Origin of the sequence: Ottowia beijingensis (assembly GCF_042680925.1) — a bacterium.
Lineage (GTDB): Bacteria > Pseudomonadota > Gammaproteobacteria > Burkholderiales > Burkholderiaceae_C > Ottowia > Ottowia beijingensis.
Genome location: NZ_JBHUEP010000012.1, coordinates 144,518 through 160,880 on the forward strand (window position 1 = coordinate 144,518; position 16,363 = coordinate 160,880).

A 16,363-nucleotide genomic window follows, 5' to 3' on the forward strand; every position below is an offset into this window, starting at 1 on the left:
CCTTACTTGTTGAGCCAGACGAAGTACGTCATCAGCACGAAGATGCCCAGAATCATCACCAGCGCATAGTGGTACAGGTAGCCAGACTGCAACCGGCGCACGATGCCCGACACCCAGCCCACCAGCTTCCAGGAACCATTGACCAGGGCGCCATCGATCAGGGCACGATCACCGCCCTGCCAGAGACCGGTGCCCAGCAGGCGTGCACCGCGCGCAATGACGTTCTCGTTGAACCAGTCCATGTAGTACTTGTTGTCGAGCACGGTGTAGACCGGCTGGAACATGTGCTTGATGGCGGCCGGCAGCGCCGGATTGATCATGTACATGTAGAACGCCGCCACCACGCCCGCCAGCGCCAACCAGAACGGCGCCGTGACAAAGCCGTGCACGCCCATCGCCGCCCAGCCGTGAATCTTCTCGGCCAGTTCCGCCATCGCCGGATGGCGGGCCGCATCGACATGGATCACGCCCTTGAAGAAGTCGCCGAACAGCATCGGCATCAGGGTCATGGCGCCGATGACCACGGACGGAATCGCCAGCAGCACCAGCGGCAGCCAGACCACCCAGGGAGATTCGTGCGGCTTCTCGTCGTGGCCATGCCCGTGGCCGTGATCGTCATGATGCGCGTCCGGGTTCTGGTCAAAGCGCTCCTTCCCGTGGAACACCAGGAAATACAGGCGGAACGAATAGAAGGCCGTCACGAACACGCCGGCCAGCACGGCAAAGTGGGCGAAGCCCGCAGCGGGAAGAGTGCTCGCATGCACCGCTTCGATGATGGCGTCCTTGGAGTAGAAGCCGGAGAAGAACGGTGTGCCGATCAGCGCCAGCGAGCCGAGCAGGAAGGTGATCCAGGTGATGGGCATGTACTTGCGCACGCCACCCATCCACCGGATGTCCTGATTGTGGTGCATGCCGATGATCACGGAGCCGGCCGCCAGGAACAGCAGCGCCTTGAAGAAGGCGTGCGTCATCAGGTGGAACACGGCCACCGAATAGGCGGAAGCGCCCAGCGCCACCGTCATGTAGCCCAGCTGCGACAGCGTGGAATAGGCCACCACGCGCTTGATGTCGTTCTGGATGATCCCCAGAAAGCCCATGAACAGCGCAGTGATCGCCCCGATGATCAGGATGAAGTTGAGCGCAGTGTCGGACAGCTCGAACAGCGGCGACATGCGCGCCACCATGAAGATGCCGGCTGTCACCATGGTCGCCGCGTGAATCAGTGCCGAGATCGGCGTCGGGCCTTCCATCGAGTCGGGCAGCCACACGTGCAGCGGGAACTGCGCGGACTTGCCCATGGCACCGACGAACAAGCCGATGCAGATGACAGTGATCAGCATCCAGTCGGTGCCCGGGAAGCCCATGGCCGCCAGTTCGCCGGACTTGGCGAACACCTCGCTGTAGTTGAGCGTGCCGGCGAATGCCGCGATCAGCCCGATGCCGAGGATGAAACCGAAGTCGCCGACGCGGTTGACCAGAAAGGCCTTCATGTTGGCGAAGACGGCCGTCTCGCGCTTGTACCAGAAGCCGATCAGCAGATAGGACACCAGGCCCACGGCCTCCCAGCCGAAGAACAGCTGCAGGAAGTTGTTGCTCATGACGAGCATGAGCATCGAGAACGTGAACAGCGAGATGTAGGAGAAGAAACGGTTGTAGCCGTCGTCCTCGGCCATGTAGCCGATGGTGTAGATGTGCACCATCAGTGACACGAAGGTCACCACGCACATCATCGTGGCGGTCAGGCTGTCGATCAGAAAGCCGACCTCCATCTTCAGGTTGCCCACCGTCATCCATTCGTAGATGGTCTGGTTGAAATGGGCGCCGCCCAGCACGCTCTGGAGGGTCAGGGCCGACAGGATGAAGGCCACCAGCACGCCCAGGATGGTCGCCCCGTGCGAAGCCGCGCGGCCAATGCGGTTGCCACCAAATGCAGTGCCCAGGATACCGGCCAGCAACGATCCTGCCAGCGGTGCCAGCGGCACGGTCAGCAGGGTTGCGGCAGAAAGGGTCTGACTCATTGTTCTTTTAGCCCTTCAGCGAATTGAGCTCATCCACATTGATGCTGGACTTGGTGCGGAACAGCAGCATCAGGATGGCAAGACCGATGGCCGACTCGGCAGCGGCCACCGTGAGGATGAAAAACACGAACACCTGCCCGTGCATGTCGCCCAGGTAATGCGAGAAGGCGACGAAGTTCATGTTGATGGCCAGCAGCATCAACTCGATCGCCATCAGCAGCACGATGATGTTCTTGCGGTTCAGGAAGATCCCGACCACCGAGAGCGCGAACAGGATCGCACCCAGCGTCAGGAAGTGCGCGAGCGTCAAGGTCATTGCTTGCCCTCCTCCGCGGGCGCGGCGGCCTGCGGCTCCACAGGCACGGGCGCCTGCGTCGGTTCGATCTTCACCATCTCCAGCCGGTCGCTCGCACGAACCCGGACCTGGAGCGCGGGATCGATCTTCTTGCTGTCCTTGCGCTCACGCAGCGTCAGCGCGATCGCGGTGATCATGGCGATCAGCAGCAGCACGGCCGCGATCTCCACGGGGTACAGATACTTGCTGTAGAGCAGCGTGCCCAGCGCCTTGGTGTTGGAATACTGGACCACCTCGCCCGCCGCGTTGGTCACGGTTTCCGGCACGGTCGGCGCCTCGCTGATGCGGAAACCGCCGAACAGCACCACGGCCATCTCCAGGGTAATCAACGCACCGATGACCAGGGCCAGCGGAAAGTGACGCCAGAACCCCTGCCGCAGGCTGTCGATGTGGATATCCAGCATCATCACCACGAACAGGAACAGCACCATGACCGCGCCCAGGTAGACCAGCACCAGCGTGATGGCAAGGAACTCGGCCTTGAGCAGCAGCCAGATGCCGGCGGCCTGCGAGAAGGCCAGCATCAGAAACAGCACCGCATGCACGGGGTTGCGCGCGGTGACCACCCGGAATGCCGCAAACAGCAGCACGAGTGCAAACAGGTAGAAAAAGGCGGTGGTGACGTCCATGGTCTTGTCTGGTCTGTTCGCCTTCAGCGGTACTTGGCGTCGGCCGCCTTGGCAGCGGCGATCTCGGTTTCGTACCGGTCACCAACGGCCAGGAGCATGTCCTTGGTGAAATACAGATCACCGCGCTTCTCGCCGTGGTATTCGAGGATGTGCGTCTCGACGATCGAATCCACCGGGCAGCTTTCCTCGCAAAAACCGCAGAAGATGCACTTGGTCAGATCGATGTCGTAACGTGTCGTGCGGCGCGAGCCGTCTTCACGCTGCCCGGCCTCGATGGTGATGGCCACGGCAGGACACACCGCCTCGCACAGCTTGCAGGCGATGCAGCGCTCTTCGCCGTTTTCGTAACGGCGCAGCGCATGCAGGCCGCGAAAGCGCGGCGACAGCGGTGTCTTCTCTTCCGGGAACTGAATCGTCACCTTGCGGCTGAAGGCGTACCGACCGGTCAGGGCCATGCCCTTGAGCAGTTCCACGAGCATGAAGCTCTTGAAGAAGTCGCGAAGCGAAAAAGGTGATGCTGCTACGGAAGCCATGACTCCTCCTCCGTTCAATGCCAGATGTTCCACGGGCTGTGCATCCAGAAGCCCACGACGAGCAGCCAGACCAGCGTGACGGGAATGAAGATCTTCCAGCCCAGGCGCATGATCTGGTCGTAACGGAAGCGCGGGAACGTGGCACGGATCCAGATGAACATCGACACCACGATAAAGGTCTTGATGCCCAGCCAGATCCAGCCCGGCACCCAGTTGAACAAAGCGCTGTCGATGGGCGACAGCCAGCCACCCAGGAACATGATCACGGCCAGGATCGACACCAGCCACATGGCCGCGTATTCCGCCAGGAAGAAGGTGGCAAAACCCATGCCCGAATACTCGACCATGTGACCGGCCACAATCTCGGCCTCGCCCTCCACCACGTCGAACGGATGGCGGTTGGTCTCGGCCACACCCGAGATCAGGTAGACGACGAAGATGGGCAGCAGGGGCAACCAGTTCCAGGACAGGAAGGCCAGGCCCTTGTCGGCCGCCATGCCCTGCCCTTGTGCCATCACGATGTCGGTCAGGTTCATGCTGCCCGAAACCATCAGCACCACCAGGAAGCAGAAGCCCATGGCGATTTCGTAACTGACCATTTGCGCCGAAGCGCGCAGCGCACCGAGGAACGCGTATTTCGAGTTGGAGGCCCAGCCCGCAATGATCACACCATAGACCTCGATCGACGTGATGGCCATGACCAGCAGCAAGCCGGCATTGACGTTGGCCAGCGCCATGTCGGGGCCGAACGGGATCACCACCCACGCCGCCAGCGCCGGCATGATGGCCATCAGCGGCCCCAGGAAGAACAGCGGCTTGTTGGCAGCCGTCGGTCGAATGATTTCCTTGGTGAGCAGCTTGACTGCATCAGCAATGGGTTGCAGCAGACCCCAAGGCCCCGTGCGGTTCGGGCCGTGACGCACCTGCATGTAACCCAGCAGCTTGCGCTCCCACAGCGTCAGGTAGGCGACGGCGCCCATCAAGGGCAGCAGCACCACCACGATCTTGATGAGGTTCCAGATCACCGGCCAGGCGATGCCCGACCACCAGCCACCGCTGAAGAGATGCAGGCCACCGTTGTAGAAGGCGTCGATCATGCTGCGGCTCCTTCTCGTGCATCGGCCGTCAATTGCAGCGAGGGCGCACGGCGCACGATGCCATCCAACTGGTAGATGCCGACCGGCACCCCAGCCACGAACGACGGCCCTGCATCGATCGATGCAGTCGTCCGGTTGCTCAGGACCGCTGTCGGAATGGTGTCCGGTTCAGCACCGCCGAGGGCCTGCGCGAGCACTTCCTGCGAACTGTCGTAAGCAGGTTGTGCGATGCCCAGCATGTCGGCCAGCACACGCAGCACCTTCCAGGCCGGGCGCGCCTCACCCAGAGGACGCACCACGGCGTGGAAACTCTGCACGCGTCCTTCCGCGTTGACGAAGGTGCCGGAGGTTTCAGTGAACGGCGCAATGGGCAGCAGCACGTCGCTGATATCCAGGTTCGCCTTGAACGGGCTCAAGGTGACCACCATGTCGCATCCCGACAGTGGCCGCCCCGCCGTATCCGCGCCAGGTTCACAGTTGAGAAACAGGGCTGCTTTCAAACCACCCGCCAGCATCTGTGCTGCGTTCTGGCCACCATCCTGCGGCAGCGCCTTGACGAACTGCGCCCCCACGGTGTTCGCCGCCTCGGTCAGATAACCGACCACGGCACCCGATTGCGCCCCGATCCATTGGCACAGTGCCAGCAGGCTCGATGCCTTGGGGTGGTGTGCAGCCGCATTGCCCAGCAGGATCGCCTTCTGCTCGCCCGACATGAGCGCCTGCACGATGGCCTTGGCTGCGTCGGTCGATGTGCCGGCAGCAGGCGCCGAAACGCCTTTCTGCTCTGCCATCGCGGCAGCCACGTCCGCCAGCCGTTGCACCCACTCTCCGGGTTCTGCCAGCGTGTGGGCGCTCAAGGGCATGGCCCAGGCGCCTTCAGTCTTCAGCAACGCTTCGGAAGTAATAGCACTCACTGCACATCCGTGGCGCGCTGCCTGCCGAATTCGCTGTGCAAACAGAGGATGGTCCTTGCGCAGGTTGGAGCCGACGACGAGCACGCTCTGCAGTTTGGACAACGCTGCGATGGGCATGCCCAACCAGCGGATGCCTTCGGTTGGCGCAAACTCCTGGTGGCGCAACCGATGGTCGATGTTCTGACTGCCGAGCCCGCGCACCAGCGTGCCGGCCAGATACAGCTCTTCCAAGGTGCTGTGCGGACTGACCAGGGCACCGATGGCCCCTGCGCCGTGCTGCGCCTTGACCTGATTCAGGCCGTTGGCCACGTACTCCAGCGCCGTCCGCCAATCGACCTCTTTCCAGGCACCCCCCTGCTTGAGCATGGGCTTGGTCAGGCGCTCCTCGCCATTCAGCGCCTCATAGGAGAAACGGTCGCGATCAGCGATCCAGCACTCGTTGACGGCCTCGTTCTCGAGCGGCACGACGCGCATCACCCGATTGCTCTTGACCTGCACGATCAGGTTGGTGCCGGTCGAATCGTGCGGGCTGACGCTCTTGCGGCGCGACAGCTCCCAGGTGCGGGCGCTGTAGCGGAACGGCTTGCTGGTCAGTGCGCCGACCGGGCAAATGTCGATCATGTTGCCCGACAGCTCGGAATCCACTGACTGCCCGATGAAGGTCTCGATCTCGGAGTGCTCGCCGCGATGGGACATGCCGAACTCCATCACGCCGGCAATCTCCTGGCCGAAGCGCACACAGCGGGTGCAATGGATGCAGCGGCTCATTTCCTCCATCGAAATGAGCGGCCCCACATCCTTGTGGAACACCACGCGCTTTTCTTCCCCGTAGCGAGACCCCGATGCGCCATAACCCACCGCCAGATCCTGAAGCTGGCATTCGCCGCCCTGGTCGCAGATCGGGCAGTCGAGCGGGTGGTTGATGAGCAGAAATTCCATCACCGACTTCTGCGCCTTCACGGCCTTGTCGGTCTGCGTGTGCACCACCATGCCCTGCGTCACCGGCGTAGCACAGGCCGGCATGGGCTTGGGCGCCTTCTCCACATCCACCAGGCACATGCGGCAATTGGCAGCGATGGAGAGCTTCTTGTGATAGCAGAAGTGCGGGATGTAGGTACCAGCCTTCTCGGCTGCATGCATGACCATGCTGCCTTCAGGCACTTCCACCTTCTTGCCGTCGATTTCGATTTCAACCATTTGCTCAGTCCGATCCGATCAGGCGGCCGCCTTCATTGCAGCATCGATCTTGGCCGCGAACTCGTGCCGGAAATGTTTCAGCATGGCACGCACCGGCATCGCTGCGGCGTCACCCAGGGCGCAGATGGTGCGGCCCATGATGTTTTCCGCCACGTTGTCGAGTTTGGCCAGATCCTCTGGCCGGCCCTGCCCGTTCTGGATGCGGTGCACCATGCGCCACAGCCAGCCCGTACCCTCCCGGCAGGGTGTGCACTGACCGCACGATTCGTGCATGTAGAAGTACGACAGGCGCTGCAGCGTTTCGACCATGTCGCGCGAATCGTCCATCACCATCACGGCGCCGGAGCCCAGCATCGAGCCGGCCTTGGCAATGGAGTCGTAGTCCATCGTGCACTGCATGATGATGTCGGCCGGCAGCACCGGGGACGAGGAACCCCCCGGAATCACCGCCTTCAGCGTCTTGCCGCCGCGCACGCCGCCGGCCAGCTCCAGCAGCTTGGCGAACGGGGTGCCCATGGGGATCTCGTAGTTGCCGGGACGCTCCACATCGCCCTGGATCGAGAAAATCTTGGTGCCACCGTTGTTCGGCTTGCCGCATTCCAGATAGGCCTGACCACCGTTGCGGATGATCCAGGGCGTGGCGGCGAAGGTTTCGGTGTTGTTGATGGTGGTCGGCTTGCCATACAGGCCGAAACTGGCCGGAAACGGCGGCTTGAAGCGCGGCTGCCCCTTCTTGCCTTCCAGCGATTCCAGCAGCGCGGTTTCCTCGCCGCAGATGTAGGCACCGAAACCGTGGTGCGCGTGGAGCTGGAAATCGAACTTGCTGCCCATCACGCCCCGGCCCAGGTAGCCTGCTTCACGCGCCTGCTCAATGGCGGCTTCGAAGCGTTCGTAGACTTGGAAGATTTCACCGTGGATGTAGTTGTAGCCCACACTGGCGCCCATGGCGTAGGCCGCGATGGCCATGCCCTCGATCACCGCATGCGGGTTGTGCATGAGGATGTCGCGGTCCTTGAAGGTGCCCGGCTCGCCCTCGTCCGAGTTGCACACCAGGTACTTCTGGCCGGGAAAGTTGCGCGGCATGAAGCTCCACTTGAGGCCAGTCGGGAAGCCCGCGCCACCGCGACCGCGCAGGCTGGATGCCTTCAGTTCGGCAATCACTTCATCCTGCGTCATGCCGGCACCGCCATCCTGGCCTAGGATCTTGCGCAGCGCCTGGTAGCCACCGCGCGCCTCGTAGTCCTTCAAGCCCCAGTTGCTGCCATTCAAGCCAGCGTAGATCTGGGGATCGATATGGCGGCCATGAAAGCAGGTTTCCACGCCCTTGGCCTGGAACTGCGCGAGGATGTCTTGCACACGTGCCATGGGTTCAGTCCTCCGCCCGGCGCAGGCCATCGACCAGTTGATCCAGCTTGTCGTTGGACATGAAGCTGCACATGTTGCGGTCGTTCACCAGCATCACCGGCGCATCCCCGCACGCACCCAGGCATTCGCAGGGTTGAACGGTGAACTGACCATCGGCCGTGGTGCCATAAGGCTCGATGCCCAGCTTGTCGCACAGGTGCTTCAAGGCCTCGGGTCCGCCCGCAAACATGCACGGCGCATTGGTGCACACGGCAAGCTTGAAGCGGCCCACCGGCTTCTGGTTGTACATGTTGTAGAAGGTCGTGACCTCATGCACGGCCATGGGCGGCATGCCCAGGTATTCGGCCACGGCCTTCTCGCTTTCGGAACTGACCCAGCCCTGCTCCTGCTGCACGATGGCCAGACACGCCATCACGGCCGACTGCTTCTGCTCGGCGGGGTACTTGGCGACCTCGCGGGCAAAACGCGCCAGCGTAGCATCTGACAGGGGAGCCGCAGCGGCGGTTGCGACGGCGGTGCTCATCGATCGATCTCTCCAAACACGATATCCAGCGTGCCGATGATGGCCACGGCGTCGGCCAGCATGTGGCCCTTGGCCAGTTCGTCCAGCGTGGACAGGTGCACAAACCCCGGCGGCCGGATCTTCATGCGGTAAGGCTTGTTGGCACCGTCGCTGATCAGGTAGATGCCGAATTCGCCCTTCGGATGCTCGACCGCAGCATAGGCTTCGCCCTCCGGCACGTGCATGCCTTCAGTGAAGAGCTTGAAGTGGTGGATCAGCTCTTCCATGTTGGTCTTCATCGACTCACGCGAAGGCGGCGCGACCTTGTAGTTGTCGACGATCACCGGACCGGGGTTGGCACGCAACCAGTTCGCGCACTGCTGAATGATGCGGTTGGATTGCCGCATCTCCTGCACGCGCACCAGATAACGGTCGTAGCTGTCACCGGTCTTGCCGACCGGGATGTCGAAGTCCATCTGATCGTACACGTCGTAGGGCTGCTTCTTGCGCAGATCCCAGGCGATGCCCGAGCCACGCAGCATGGGACCGGTCATGCCGAGATTCAGGGCACGCTCGGCCGCCACGACGCCGATGCCTACCGTGCGCTGCTTCCAGATGCGGTTGTCGGTGAACAGCGTCTCGTACTCATCGATGCACTTGGGGAAGCGCCGGGTGAAATCTTCGATGAAGTCCAGCAGTGAACCCTGGCGGTTGGCGTTCAGCTGCTCCATGCCCTTGGCGTTGCGCAGCTTGCTGGCCTTGTACTGCGGCATGGTTTCCGGCAGGTCGCGGTACACGCCGCCGGGACGGAAGTAGGCCGCGTGCATACGCGCGCCCGAAACCGCCTCGTACATGTCGAACAGATCCTCCCGCTCGCGGAAGGTGTAGATCAGCATGGTGGACGAACCGCAATCGTTGCCGTGCGAGCCGAGCCACATCAGGTGGTTCATGATGCGCGTGATCTCGGAGAACATCACGCGGATGTACTGCGCACGGATCGGCACCTCGATGCCCAGCAGCTTCTCGATGGCCAGGCAGTACGCGTGCTCGTTGCACATCATCGAGCAGTAGTCCAGCCGGTCCATGTAGGGCAGCGACTGGATGAAGGTCTTGTGCTCGGCCAGTTTCTCGGTGGCGCGGTGCAGCAGGCCGATGTGCGGGTCGGCACGCTGCACGACCTCGCCATCGAGTTCGAGCACCAGACGCAGCACGCCGTGCGCGGCCGGGTGCTGCGGACCGAAGTTCAGGGTGTAGTTCTTGATTTCAGCCATGGGTCAAAGACGAACTCGCTACAGCGCGCGTTCAGTGCAGCCCCCCGTAATGGTCTTCGCGGATCACGCGTGGCGTGACTTCTCGCGGCTCGATCGACACCGGCTCGTACACCACGCGCTGGCGCTCGGCGTCGTAGCGCATTTCCACGTGACCAGAGAGCGGGAAGTCCTTGCGGAACGGGTGGCCGATGAAACCGTAGTCGGTCAGGATGCGGCGCAGGTCGGCGTGGCCTTCGAACATGATGCCGTACAGGTCGAACGCCTCGCGCTCGAACCAGTTGGCCGAACTCCAGAGGTCATTGACCGACTGCACCACCGGAAAGTCGTCGTCGGCGCAGAACACCCGCAGGCGCACGCGCTGGTTCAGGCTGACGGACAGAAGATGCGACACGACGGCAAAGCGCGGGCCTTCCCAGCGGCCGTCTCCATAGGTGGAGTAATCGACGCCGCAGAGGTCGATGAGCTGCTCGAAGCGGCAACCCGCGGCGTCGCGCAGCGTCTTCATGACCTCGTGGTACTGCGCGGGCGCCACCGTAACGGTCACTTCGCCCAGCGCCACGCTGACGTGCTGCGCCAGCGCACCCAATGCGGTCGCCAGCGTGTCTTTCAGGGCTTCGGGAGCAATTGCGATCTCGGTCATGCTCACACCCTCGCGATGGTGTTGGTGCGACGCACCTTCTGCTGCAATTGGATGATGCCGTACAGCAAGGCTTCCGCGGTCGGCGGGCAACCCGGCACGTACACATCCACCGGCACGATGCGGTCGCAGCCGCGCACCACGGAGTAGCTGTAGTGGTAGTAACCGCCGCCATTGGCGCACGAGCCCATGCTCAGCACCCAGCGCGGCTCGGCCATCTGGTCGTAGACCTTGCGCAGGGCCGGCGCCATCTTGTTGCACAGCGTGCCGGCCACGATCATCAGGTCGGACTGGCGCGGACTGGCGCGGAACACTTCGGCGCCGAAGCGCGCGATGTCGTAGCGCGCCGCAGCGGCGTGCATCATCTCCACTGCGCAGCAGGCCAGGCCGAAAGTGACCGGCCACAGCGAGCCGGTCTTGGCCCAGTTCACCGCCGCGTCGACGCCGGTGAGCAGAAAGCCCTTTTGCTGAAGCTGTTCATTCATGTGCAAACTTCCTGTCAGGGGCGCTGCCGCCCCAGGACTCACTCCCAATCAAGCGCGCCTTTTTTCCATTCGTACACGAACCCCACCACGAGGATCGTCAGGAAAATCAGCACGGCAACGAAACCGGCCAGTCCCACGTCCTTGAGCGCGACGGCCCAGGGGAAGAGGAAGGCGATTTCAAGATCGAACAGGATGAACAGGATGGCGACGAGGTAATAGCGCACGTCGAACTTCATGCGCGCGTCCTCGAAGGCCTCGAAGCCGCACTCGTAGGGCGAGTTCTTGGCCGCGTCGGCCTTGTGCGGCTTCAGCAGGTTGCCCATGCCCAGACAGAGCGCCCCGACAGCCAAGCCCACCAGAATGAAGAGCAGAACGGGAAGATACTGGGCGAGATTCATCGGGCGTCTTTGTCGTTATGGCCTGCGCTGGCGCGTGCCTGCAGGCGCTTGTGTCTGGTGCCGTCGGCGAGACTCGAACTCGCACAGCTTTCGCCACTACCCCCTCAAGATAGCGTGTCTACCAATTTCACCACGACGGCTGAATTTTTCCGGCTGTCATGCGAACTTGATGTGAGCGTGACATGCTGCCAGAGCACCTAGGAGTTTACCCTGAAAAACCACCCGTTACAGAGGGAGGCGGTGGTTTTCAAGATCAACTTGCAGGGCGCTTACTTGGTTGGAATCTGCGCGGCACCGCTGGCTGCCGAAGCCGGCGGCACGGCAGCCGCCGAAGCCGTGGGCGCCGGCGTTGTGGCAGCGCCCGACGGGATCGCATCCGCAGCACCCGCAGGCGTGGGCACCGGCGCCGACGCGGCGCCCGCAGGTGCCGTGATCGGTGCGCGATCCAGCACGCTGCCGCCGCTGGCCGGTGCGCTGCGCACGCTGAAGCCGAAGTACGCCAGGGCCAGCGTGCTGACCAGGAACACCGTCGCCAGCGCTGCCGTGGCGCGTGACAGGAAGTTGGCGCTGCCGGAGGCACCGAACAGACTGCCCGATGCACCACTGCCGAAGGCCGCACCCATGTCGGCACCCTTGCCGTGCTGCATCAGGATCAGGCCGACCATGGCCAGCGCCGACACGATCTGCGCCACCAGCACCAGGTTCAAGACGAAATTCATGCTTGTTTACTCCAAAATCAATAGCATCCGGCGCCCGCCCATCAAGCGGCAGCGCCAATAATCTTCAGGAATTCAGGGGCCTTGAGCGCTGCGCCGCCGATCAGGCCGCCGTCGATGTCGGGCTGCGCCAGCAGCTCGGCGGCGTTGCCGGCGTTCATGCTGCCGCCGTAGAGGATGCGCACGCGGTCGGCGTGCTCGGTCGCGGCCTTGATCTGCGCACGCAGCACGGCGTGCACGGCCTGCGCCTGCTCGGGCGTGGCGGTCTTGCCGGTGCCGATGGCCCACACGGGCTCGTAGGCCACCACGATCTCGCTGGTGCAGTGGCCGTTGAGGTGGATCACCGCGGCCAGCTGGCGCTTGACGATGAACTCGGTCATACCCTCCTCGCGCTCGCGCAGCGTCTCGCCCACGCACACGATGGGGGTGATGCCCGCCGCCAGCGCGCGCTTGGCCTTGATGGCCACGTGCACGTCGCTCTCGGCCTGGTGCAGGCGCCGCTCGCTGTGCCCGACGATGGCGTAGCGCACGCCGAAGTCCTTCAGCATGTCGGCCGACACGTCGCCGGTGAAGGGGCCATTCTCGTGCGTCGACACGTTCTGCACGCCCAGTTCGATGGGCGAGCCCGCCAGCAGGCCCTGCAGCTGCGCGACATAGACGCCGGGCGGGCAGACCACCACGTCGCACGCGGGCTGGCCGATGCCGGCCAGCAGCTCCTTCACCAGGGCCTCGTTGGCGGCCAGGCTGCCATTCATCTTCCAGTTGCCGGCGATGAGTTTTCTCTTGCTCATGTCAGTTCCAGGTCAATACGATCTTGCCGATGTGCTGATTGCTCTGCATCAGCGCATGCGCGCGCGCCGCGCCGCTGGGCAGGCCATCGCCCGCCTCGGTGGCCGGGAACACGCTGTGGATCACGGGCTTGATGGTGCCGTTCTCCAGCCAGGGCCAGACCCGCGCTTTGAGCGCCTGCGCAATGGCTCCCTTGAACGCCACCGGCCGCGGGCGCAGCGTGCTGCCGGTGATGGTCAGGCGCCGGCGCAGCACCAGGCCGGCGTTGAAGTCGGCCTTGGTGCCGCCCTGCACGGCGATGATGACGAGGCGCCCGTCCTCGGCCAGGCAATCCACCTCGCGCTTCACGTAGTCGCCGGCCACCATGTCGAGGATGACATCGACACCCTGCCCATCGGTCAGCTTCCGGGCTTCCTCGGCAAAGTCGGTTGCTTTGTAATTGATAGCGTGATCCGCACCCAGTTCAAGGGCTGCGGTACATTTTTCATCCGAACCCGCGGTGACGATCACCGTGGCGCCGGCGGCCTTGGCCATCTGGATGGCCGTGACGCCGATGCCGCTGGTGCCGCCCTGCACCAGCAGGGTTTCGCCCTGCTGCAGGCGGCCGCGGTCGAACACGTTGCTCCACACGGTGAAGAAGGTCTCGGGCAGCGAGGCGGCCTCGACATCGCTCAGACCCTGCGGCACCGGCAGGCACTGCGCGACGGGCGCCACGCAATACTCAGCGTAGCCACCGCCGGCCACCAGCGCGCACACGCGGTCGCCCGGCTTGAACCCTGCTTCGGCCATCGCCCCGGCATCACCGGATTCGATGACACCCGCCACTTCCAGCCCCGGCAGATCGGACGCGCCAGGCGGCACCGGGTAGTTGCCGGTGCGCTGCAGCACGTCGGGGCGGTTGACGCCGGAGGCGCTGACGCGGATCAGCACCTCGCCCGCGCCGGCCACCGGAGTGGCGCGCTCGGCGGGCACCAATACCTCGGGTGCGCCGTATTCGCGGATCTCGATGCATTTCATGGTCAAATCAACCTCCAGGCCTTGTATAGCAAGCGCGAGCAGCTATGGAAACCGCAGCAAATCACTGCTGCTGTTGCTGCTCGGGGCTCTCCGCGCTCTCGGCCGGCACCGGGCGCTCCTCGCGCTCGGCACGCGGGGGGCGCTCGCCACGGTCTTCACGCGGGCCGCGGTCACCACGGTCGCCGCGATCACCCCGGTCGCCGCGATCACCACGCTCGCCACGGGGCGGGCGGTCGCCACGCTCGCGGTATTCGCGCGGCGGGCGGTCCTCGCCGTAGCCGTTGCCGCCGTCTTCACGCGCCGGGCGATCCAGCAGCGCCTTCATCGACAGCTTGATGCGGCCCTTGTCGTCGGTCTCCAGTACCTTGACCTTGACGATCTGGCCTTCCTGCAGGTAGTCGCTGACCTTCTCCACGCGCTCGTGCGCGATCTGGCTGATGTGCAGCAGGCCGTCCTTGCCGGGCAGGATGTTGACCAGCGCGCCGAACTCCAGCAGCTTGGTGATCGGGCCTTCGTACACGGCGCCCACCTCGGCCTCGGCCGTGATGGCCTCGATGCGCGCGCGGGCCTCGTCGGCCTTGGCGGCATCGGTGCTGCCGATGGTGATGGTGCCGTCCTCGGCGATGTCGATGGTGCAGCCGGTTTCTTCCGTCAGCTGGCGGATGGTGGCGCCGCCCTTGCCGATCACGTCGCGGATCTTCTCGGGGTTGATCTTCATCGTGTACAGCTTGGGCGCGTAGGCGCTGATCTCGGTCTTGGCCTCGCCCATCGCCTCCTGCATCTTGCCCAGGATGTGCATGCGCGCTTCCTTGGCCTGCGCCAGAGCGACCTGCATGATCTCCTTGGTGATGCCCTGGATCTTGATGTCCATCTGCAGCGCGGTGATGCCGCTGGTGGTGCCGGCCACCTTGAAGTCCATGTCGCCCAGATGATCCTCATCGCCCAGGATGTCGGTCAGCACGGCGAAGCGGTTGTCTTCCTTGATCAGGCCCATGGCGATGCCCGCCACGTGCGCCTTCATCGGCACGCCGGCGTCCATCATCGACAGGCAGCCGCCGCACACGGAGGCCATCGAGCTGGAGCCGTTGGATTCGGTGATCTCCGACACCACGCGGATGGTGTACGGAAACTCGTCCTTGGCCGGCAGCAGCGGAATCAGCGCGCGCTTGGCCAGGCGGCCGTGGCCGACTTCGCGGCGCTTGGTGCTGCCCATGCGGCCCGCCTCGCCGGTGGCGAAGGGGGGCATGTTGTAGTGGAACAGGAAGCGGTCCTCGAACTCGCCGGCCAGCGCGTCGATGCGCTGCGCATCGCGCTCGGTGCCCAGCGTGGTGACCACCAGCGCCTGCGTCTCGCCGCGCGTGAACAGCGCCGAGCCGTGGGTGCGCGGCAGCACGCTGTTGCGGATCTCGATGGGGCGCACGGTGCGCGTGTCGCGGCCGTCGATGCGCGGCTCGCCGGCCAGAATCTGGCCGCGCACGATGCGGGCCTCGGCCTCGAACAGCAGGTTGTCGAGCTTGACGGCGTCGAACTCGACGCCTTGCGCGGCCAGCTCGGCCTTGACGGCGGCATTGGCCTCGCGCAGGGCTTGCGTGCGGGCCTGCTTGCTGCGAATCTGGTAGGCGGCGCGCAGCTTCTCTTCAGCGGCGGCGTTCACCTTGGCGATGAAGTCCTCGTCCTTGGCCTCGGGCGTCCAGGTGCCGTTCTCGGCCCACAGCGGCTTGCCGGCTTCGCGCACCAGCTCGTGGATGGCGTTGATGGCGATCTTGCCCTGCTCGTGGCCGAACACCACGCCGCCCAGCATCACGTCTTCGCTCAGCTGGTCGGCCTCGGATTCGACCATCAGCACGGCGGCTTCGGTGCCGGCCACGACCAGGTCAAGCTTGCTGTTCTTGCGCGCCGTGGGGCCGGGGTTCAGCACGTATTCACCGTTGACGTAGCCCACGCGCGCGGCGCCGATGGGGCCGTTGAACGGGATGCCGCTGATCGACAGCGCTGCGCTGACGCCGATCATGGCGGCGATGTCGGCATCGACCTCGGGGTTCAGCGACAGCGTGTGGATGACGACGTGCACTTCGTTGAAGAAGCCATCGGGGAACAGCGGACGGATCGGGCGGTCGATCAGGCGGCTGGTCAGCGTCTCCAGCTCGCTCGGCTTGGCCTCGCGCTTGAAGAAGCTGCCGGGGATCTTGCCGGCGGCGTAGGTCTTCTCGATGTAGTCGACGGTGAGCGGGAAGAAGTCCTGCCCCGGCTTGGCCGACTTGCTGGCGGCCACGGTGGCCAGCACCACGGTGCCGTCGATCTCGACCAGCACGGCGCCGCTGGCCTGGCGGGCGATTTCGCCGGTTTCCATGACGACGGTCTTGTCGCCCCACTGGAAGGACTTGGTGACTTTGTTGAACAGGCTCATGATTGCTCCTTTAATAGTAGCTGCTTGCGCAAG

16 protein-coding genes and 1 tRNA gene are annotated in these 16,363 nt (G+C 64.1%); all 17 read right to left on the reverse strand.

The annotated features are described in order from the left end of the window. Nucleotides 1–2: 2 nt before the first annotated feature. Nucleotides 3–2,018 carry an NADH-quinone oxidoreductase subunit L gene (nuoL, locus tag ACFSCU_RS16210; RefSeq protein WP_180549274.1) on the reverse strand — a complete coding sequence of 672 codons (2,016 nt, stop codon included), beginning with the start codon at nucleotides 2,016–2,018 and terminating at the stop codon, nucleotides 3–5. A 7-nt stretch (nucleotides 2,019–2,025) separates the two neighbouring features. After that, nucleotides 2,026–2,334 carry an NADH-quinone oxidoreductase subunit NuoK gene (gene nuoK / locus ACFSCU_RS16215; RefSeq protein WP_180549275.1) on the reverse strand — a complete coding sequence of 103 codons (309 nt, stop codon included), beginning with the start codon at nucleotides 2,332–2,334 and terminating at the stop codon, nucleotides 2,026–2,028. Further along, nucleotides 2,331–3,002: an NADH-quinone oxidoreductase subunit J gene (locus ACFSCU_RS16220; RefSeq protein WP_180549276.1), complete on the reverse strand. Its 672-nt coding sequence runs from the start codon at nucleotides 3,000–3,002 to the stop codon at nucleotides 2,331–2,333. Before ACFSCU_RS16220 ends, nuoK begins: the two co-directional genes overlap by 4 nt. Nucleotides 3,003–3,025: 23 nt before the next feature. Further along, a complete protein-coding gene (nuoI, locus tag ACFSCU_RS16225; protein WP_180551634.1) occupies nucleotides 3,026–3,535 on the reverse strand; it encodes an NADH-quinone oxidoreductase subunit NuoI in 510 nt (169 codons plus the stop codon). 14 nt (nucleotides 3,536–3,549) lie between these two features. After that, a complete protein-coding gene (gene nuoH / locus ACFSCU_RS16230) occupies nucleotides 3,550–4,632 on the reverse strand; it encodes an NADH-quinone oxidoreductase subunit NuoH (protein WP_180549277.1) in 1,083 nt (360 codons plus the stop codon). Further along, a complete protein-coding gene (gene nuoG / locus ACFSCU_RS16235) occupies nucleotides 4,629–6,743 on the reverse strand; it encodes an NADH-quinone oxidoreductase subunit NuoG (RefSeq protein WP_377561155.1) in 2,115 nt (704 codons plus the stop codon). Before nuoG ends, nuoH begins: the two co-directional genes overlap by 4 nt. A gap of 18 nt (nucleotides 6,744–6,761) precedes the next feature. Then, nucleotides 6,762–8,108, reverse strand: a complete 1,347-nt coding sequence (gene nuoF, locus ACFSCU_RS16240) for an NADH-quinone oxidoreductase subunit NuoF (RefSeq protein ID WP_377561156.1) — start codon at nucleotides 8,106–8,108, stop codon at nucleotides 6,762–6,764. Nucleotides 8,109–8,112: 4 nt separating this feature from the next. Further along, nucleotides 8,113–8,631, reverse strand: a complete 519-nt coding sequence (gene nuoE / locus ACFSCU_RS16245; protein WP_180549278.1) for an NADH-quinone oxidoreductase subunit NuoE — start codon at nucleotides 8,629–8,631, stop codon at nucleotides 8,113–8,115. After that, entirely contained in the window at nucleotides 8,628–9,881 is a 1,254-nt protein-coding gene (locus tag ACFSCU_RS16250) for an NADH-quinone oxidoreductase subunit D (protein WP_180549279.1), read from the reverse strand. Before ACFSCU_RS16250 ends, nuoE begins: the two co-directional genes overlap by 4 nt. A gap of 31 nt (nucleotides 9,882–9,912) precedes the next feature. Beyond that, a complete protein-coding gene (locus tag ACFSCU_RS16255; protein WP_333705680.1) occupies nucleotides 9,913–10,521 on the reverse strand; it encodes an NADH-quinone oxidoreductase subunit C in 609 nt (202 codons plus the stop codon). Between the two features lie 2 nt (nucleotides 10,522–10,523). Next, entirely contained in the window at nucleotides 10,524–11,003 is a 480-nt protein-coding gene (locus ACFSCU_RS16260) for a NuoB/complex I 20 kDa subunit family protein (RefSeq protein WP_333705681.1), read from the reverse strand. A 38-nt stretch (nucleotides 11,004–11,041) separates the two neighbouring features. Beyond that, complete coding sequence (locus ACFSCU_RS16265) at nucleotides 11,042–11,401, reverse strand: NADH-quinone oxidoreductase subunit A (RefSeq protein WP_333705682.1); 360 nt, start codon at nucleotides 11,399–11,401, stop codon at nucleotides 11,042–11,044. Nucleotides 11,402–11,456: 55 nt separating this feature from the next. Then, a tRNA-Leu gene (locus ACFSCU_RS16270) sits at nucleotides 11,457–11,541 on the reverse strand. A 129-nt stretch (nucleotides 11,542–11,670) separates the two neighbouring features. Continuing rightward, complete coding sequence (secG, locus tag ACFSCU_RS16275; RefSeq protein WP_180549282.1) at nucleotides 11,671–12,120, reverse strand: preprotein translocase subunit SecG; 450 nt, start codon at nucleotides 12,118–12,120, stop codon at nucleotides 11,671–11,673. 41 nt (nucleotides 12,121–12,161) lie between these two features. Further along, nucleotides 12,162–12,908 (reverse strand): triose-phosphate isomerase, encoded by a 747-nt coding sequence (gene tpiA / locus ACFSCU_RS16280; RefSeq protein WP_377561157.1) that lies wholly within the window; start codon nucleotides 12,906–12,908, stop codon nucleotides 12,162–12,164. 1 nt (nucleotide 12,909) lies between these two features. After that, nucleotides 12,910–13,923 carry an NAD(P)H-quinone oxidoreductase gene (locus tag ACFSCU_RS16285; protein WP_377561158.1) on the reverse strand — a complete coding sequence of 338 codons (1,014 nt, stop codon included), beginning with the start codon at nucleotides 13,921–13,923 and terminating at the stop codon, nucleotides 12,910–12,912. 61 nt (nucleotides 13,924–13,984) lie between these two features. Further along, nucleotides 13,985–16,330, reverse strand: coding sequence for a polyribonucleotide nucleotidyltransferase (gene pnp, locus ACFSCU_RS16290; protein WP_377561159.1), 2,346 nt, complete (start codon nucleotides 16,328–16,330; stop codon nucleotides 13,985–13,987). Nucleotides 16,331–16,363 lie beyond the last annotated feature (33 nt).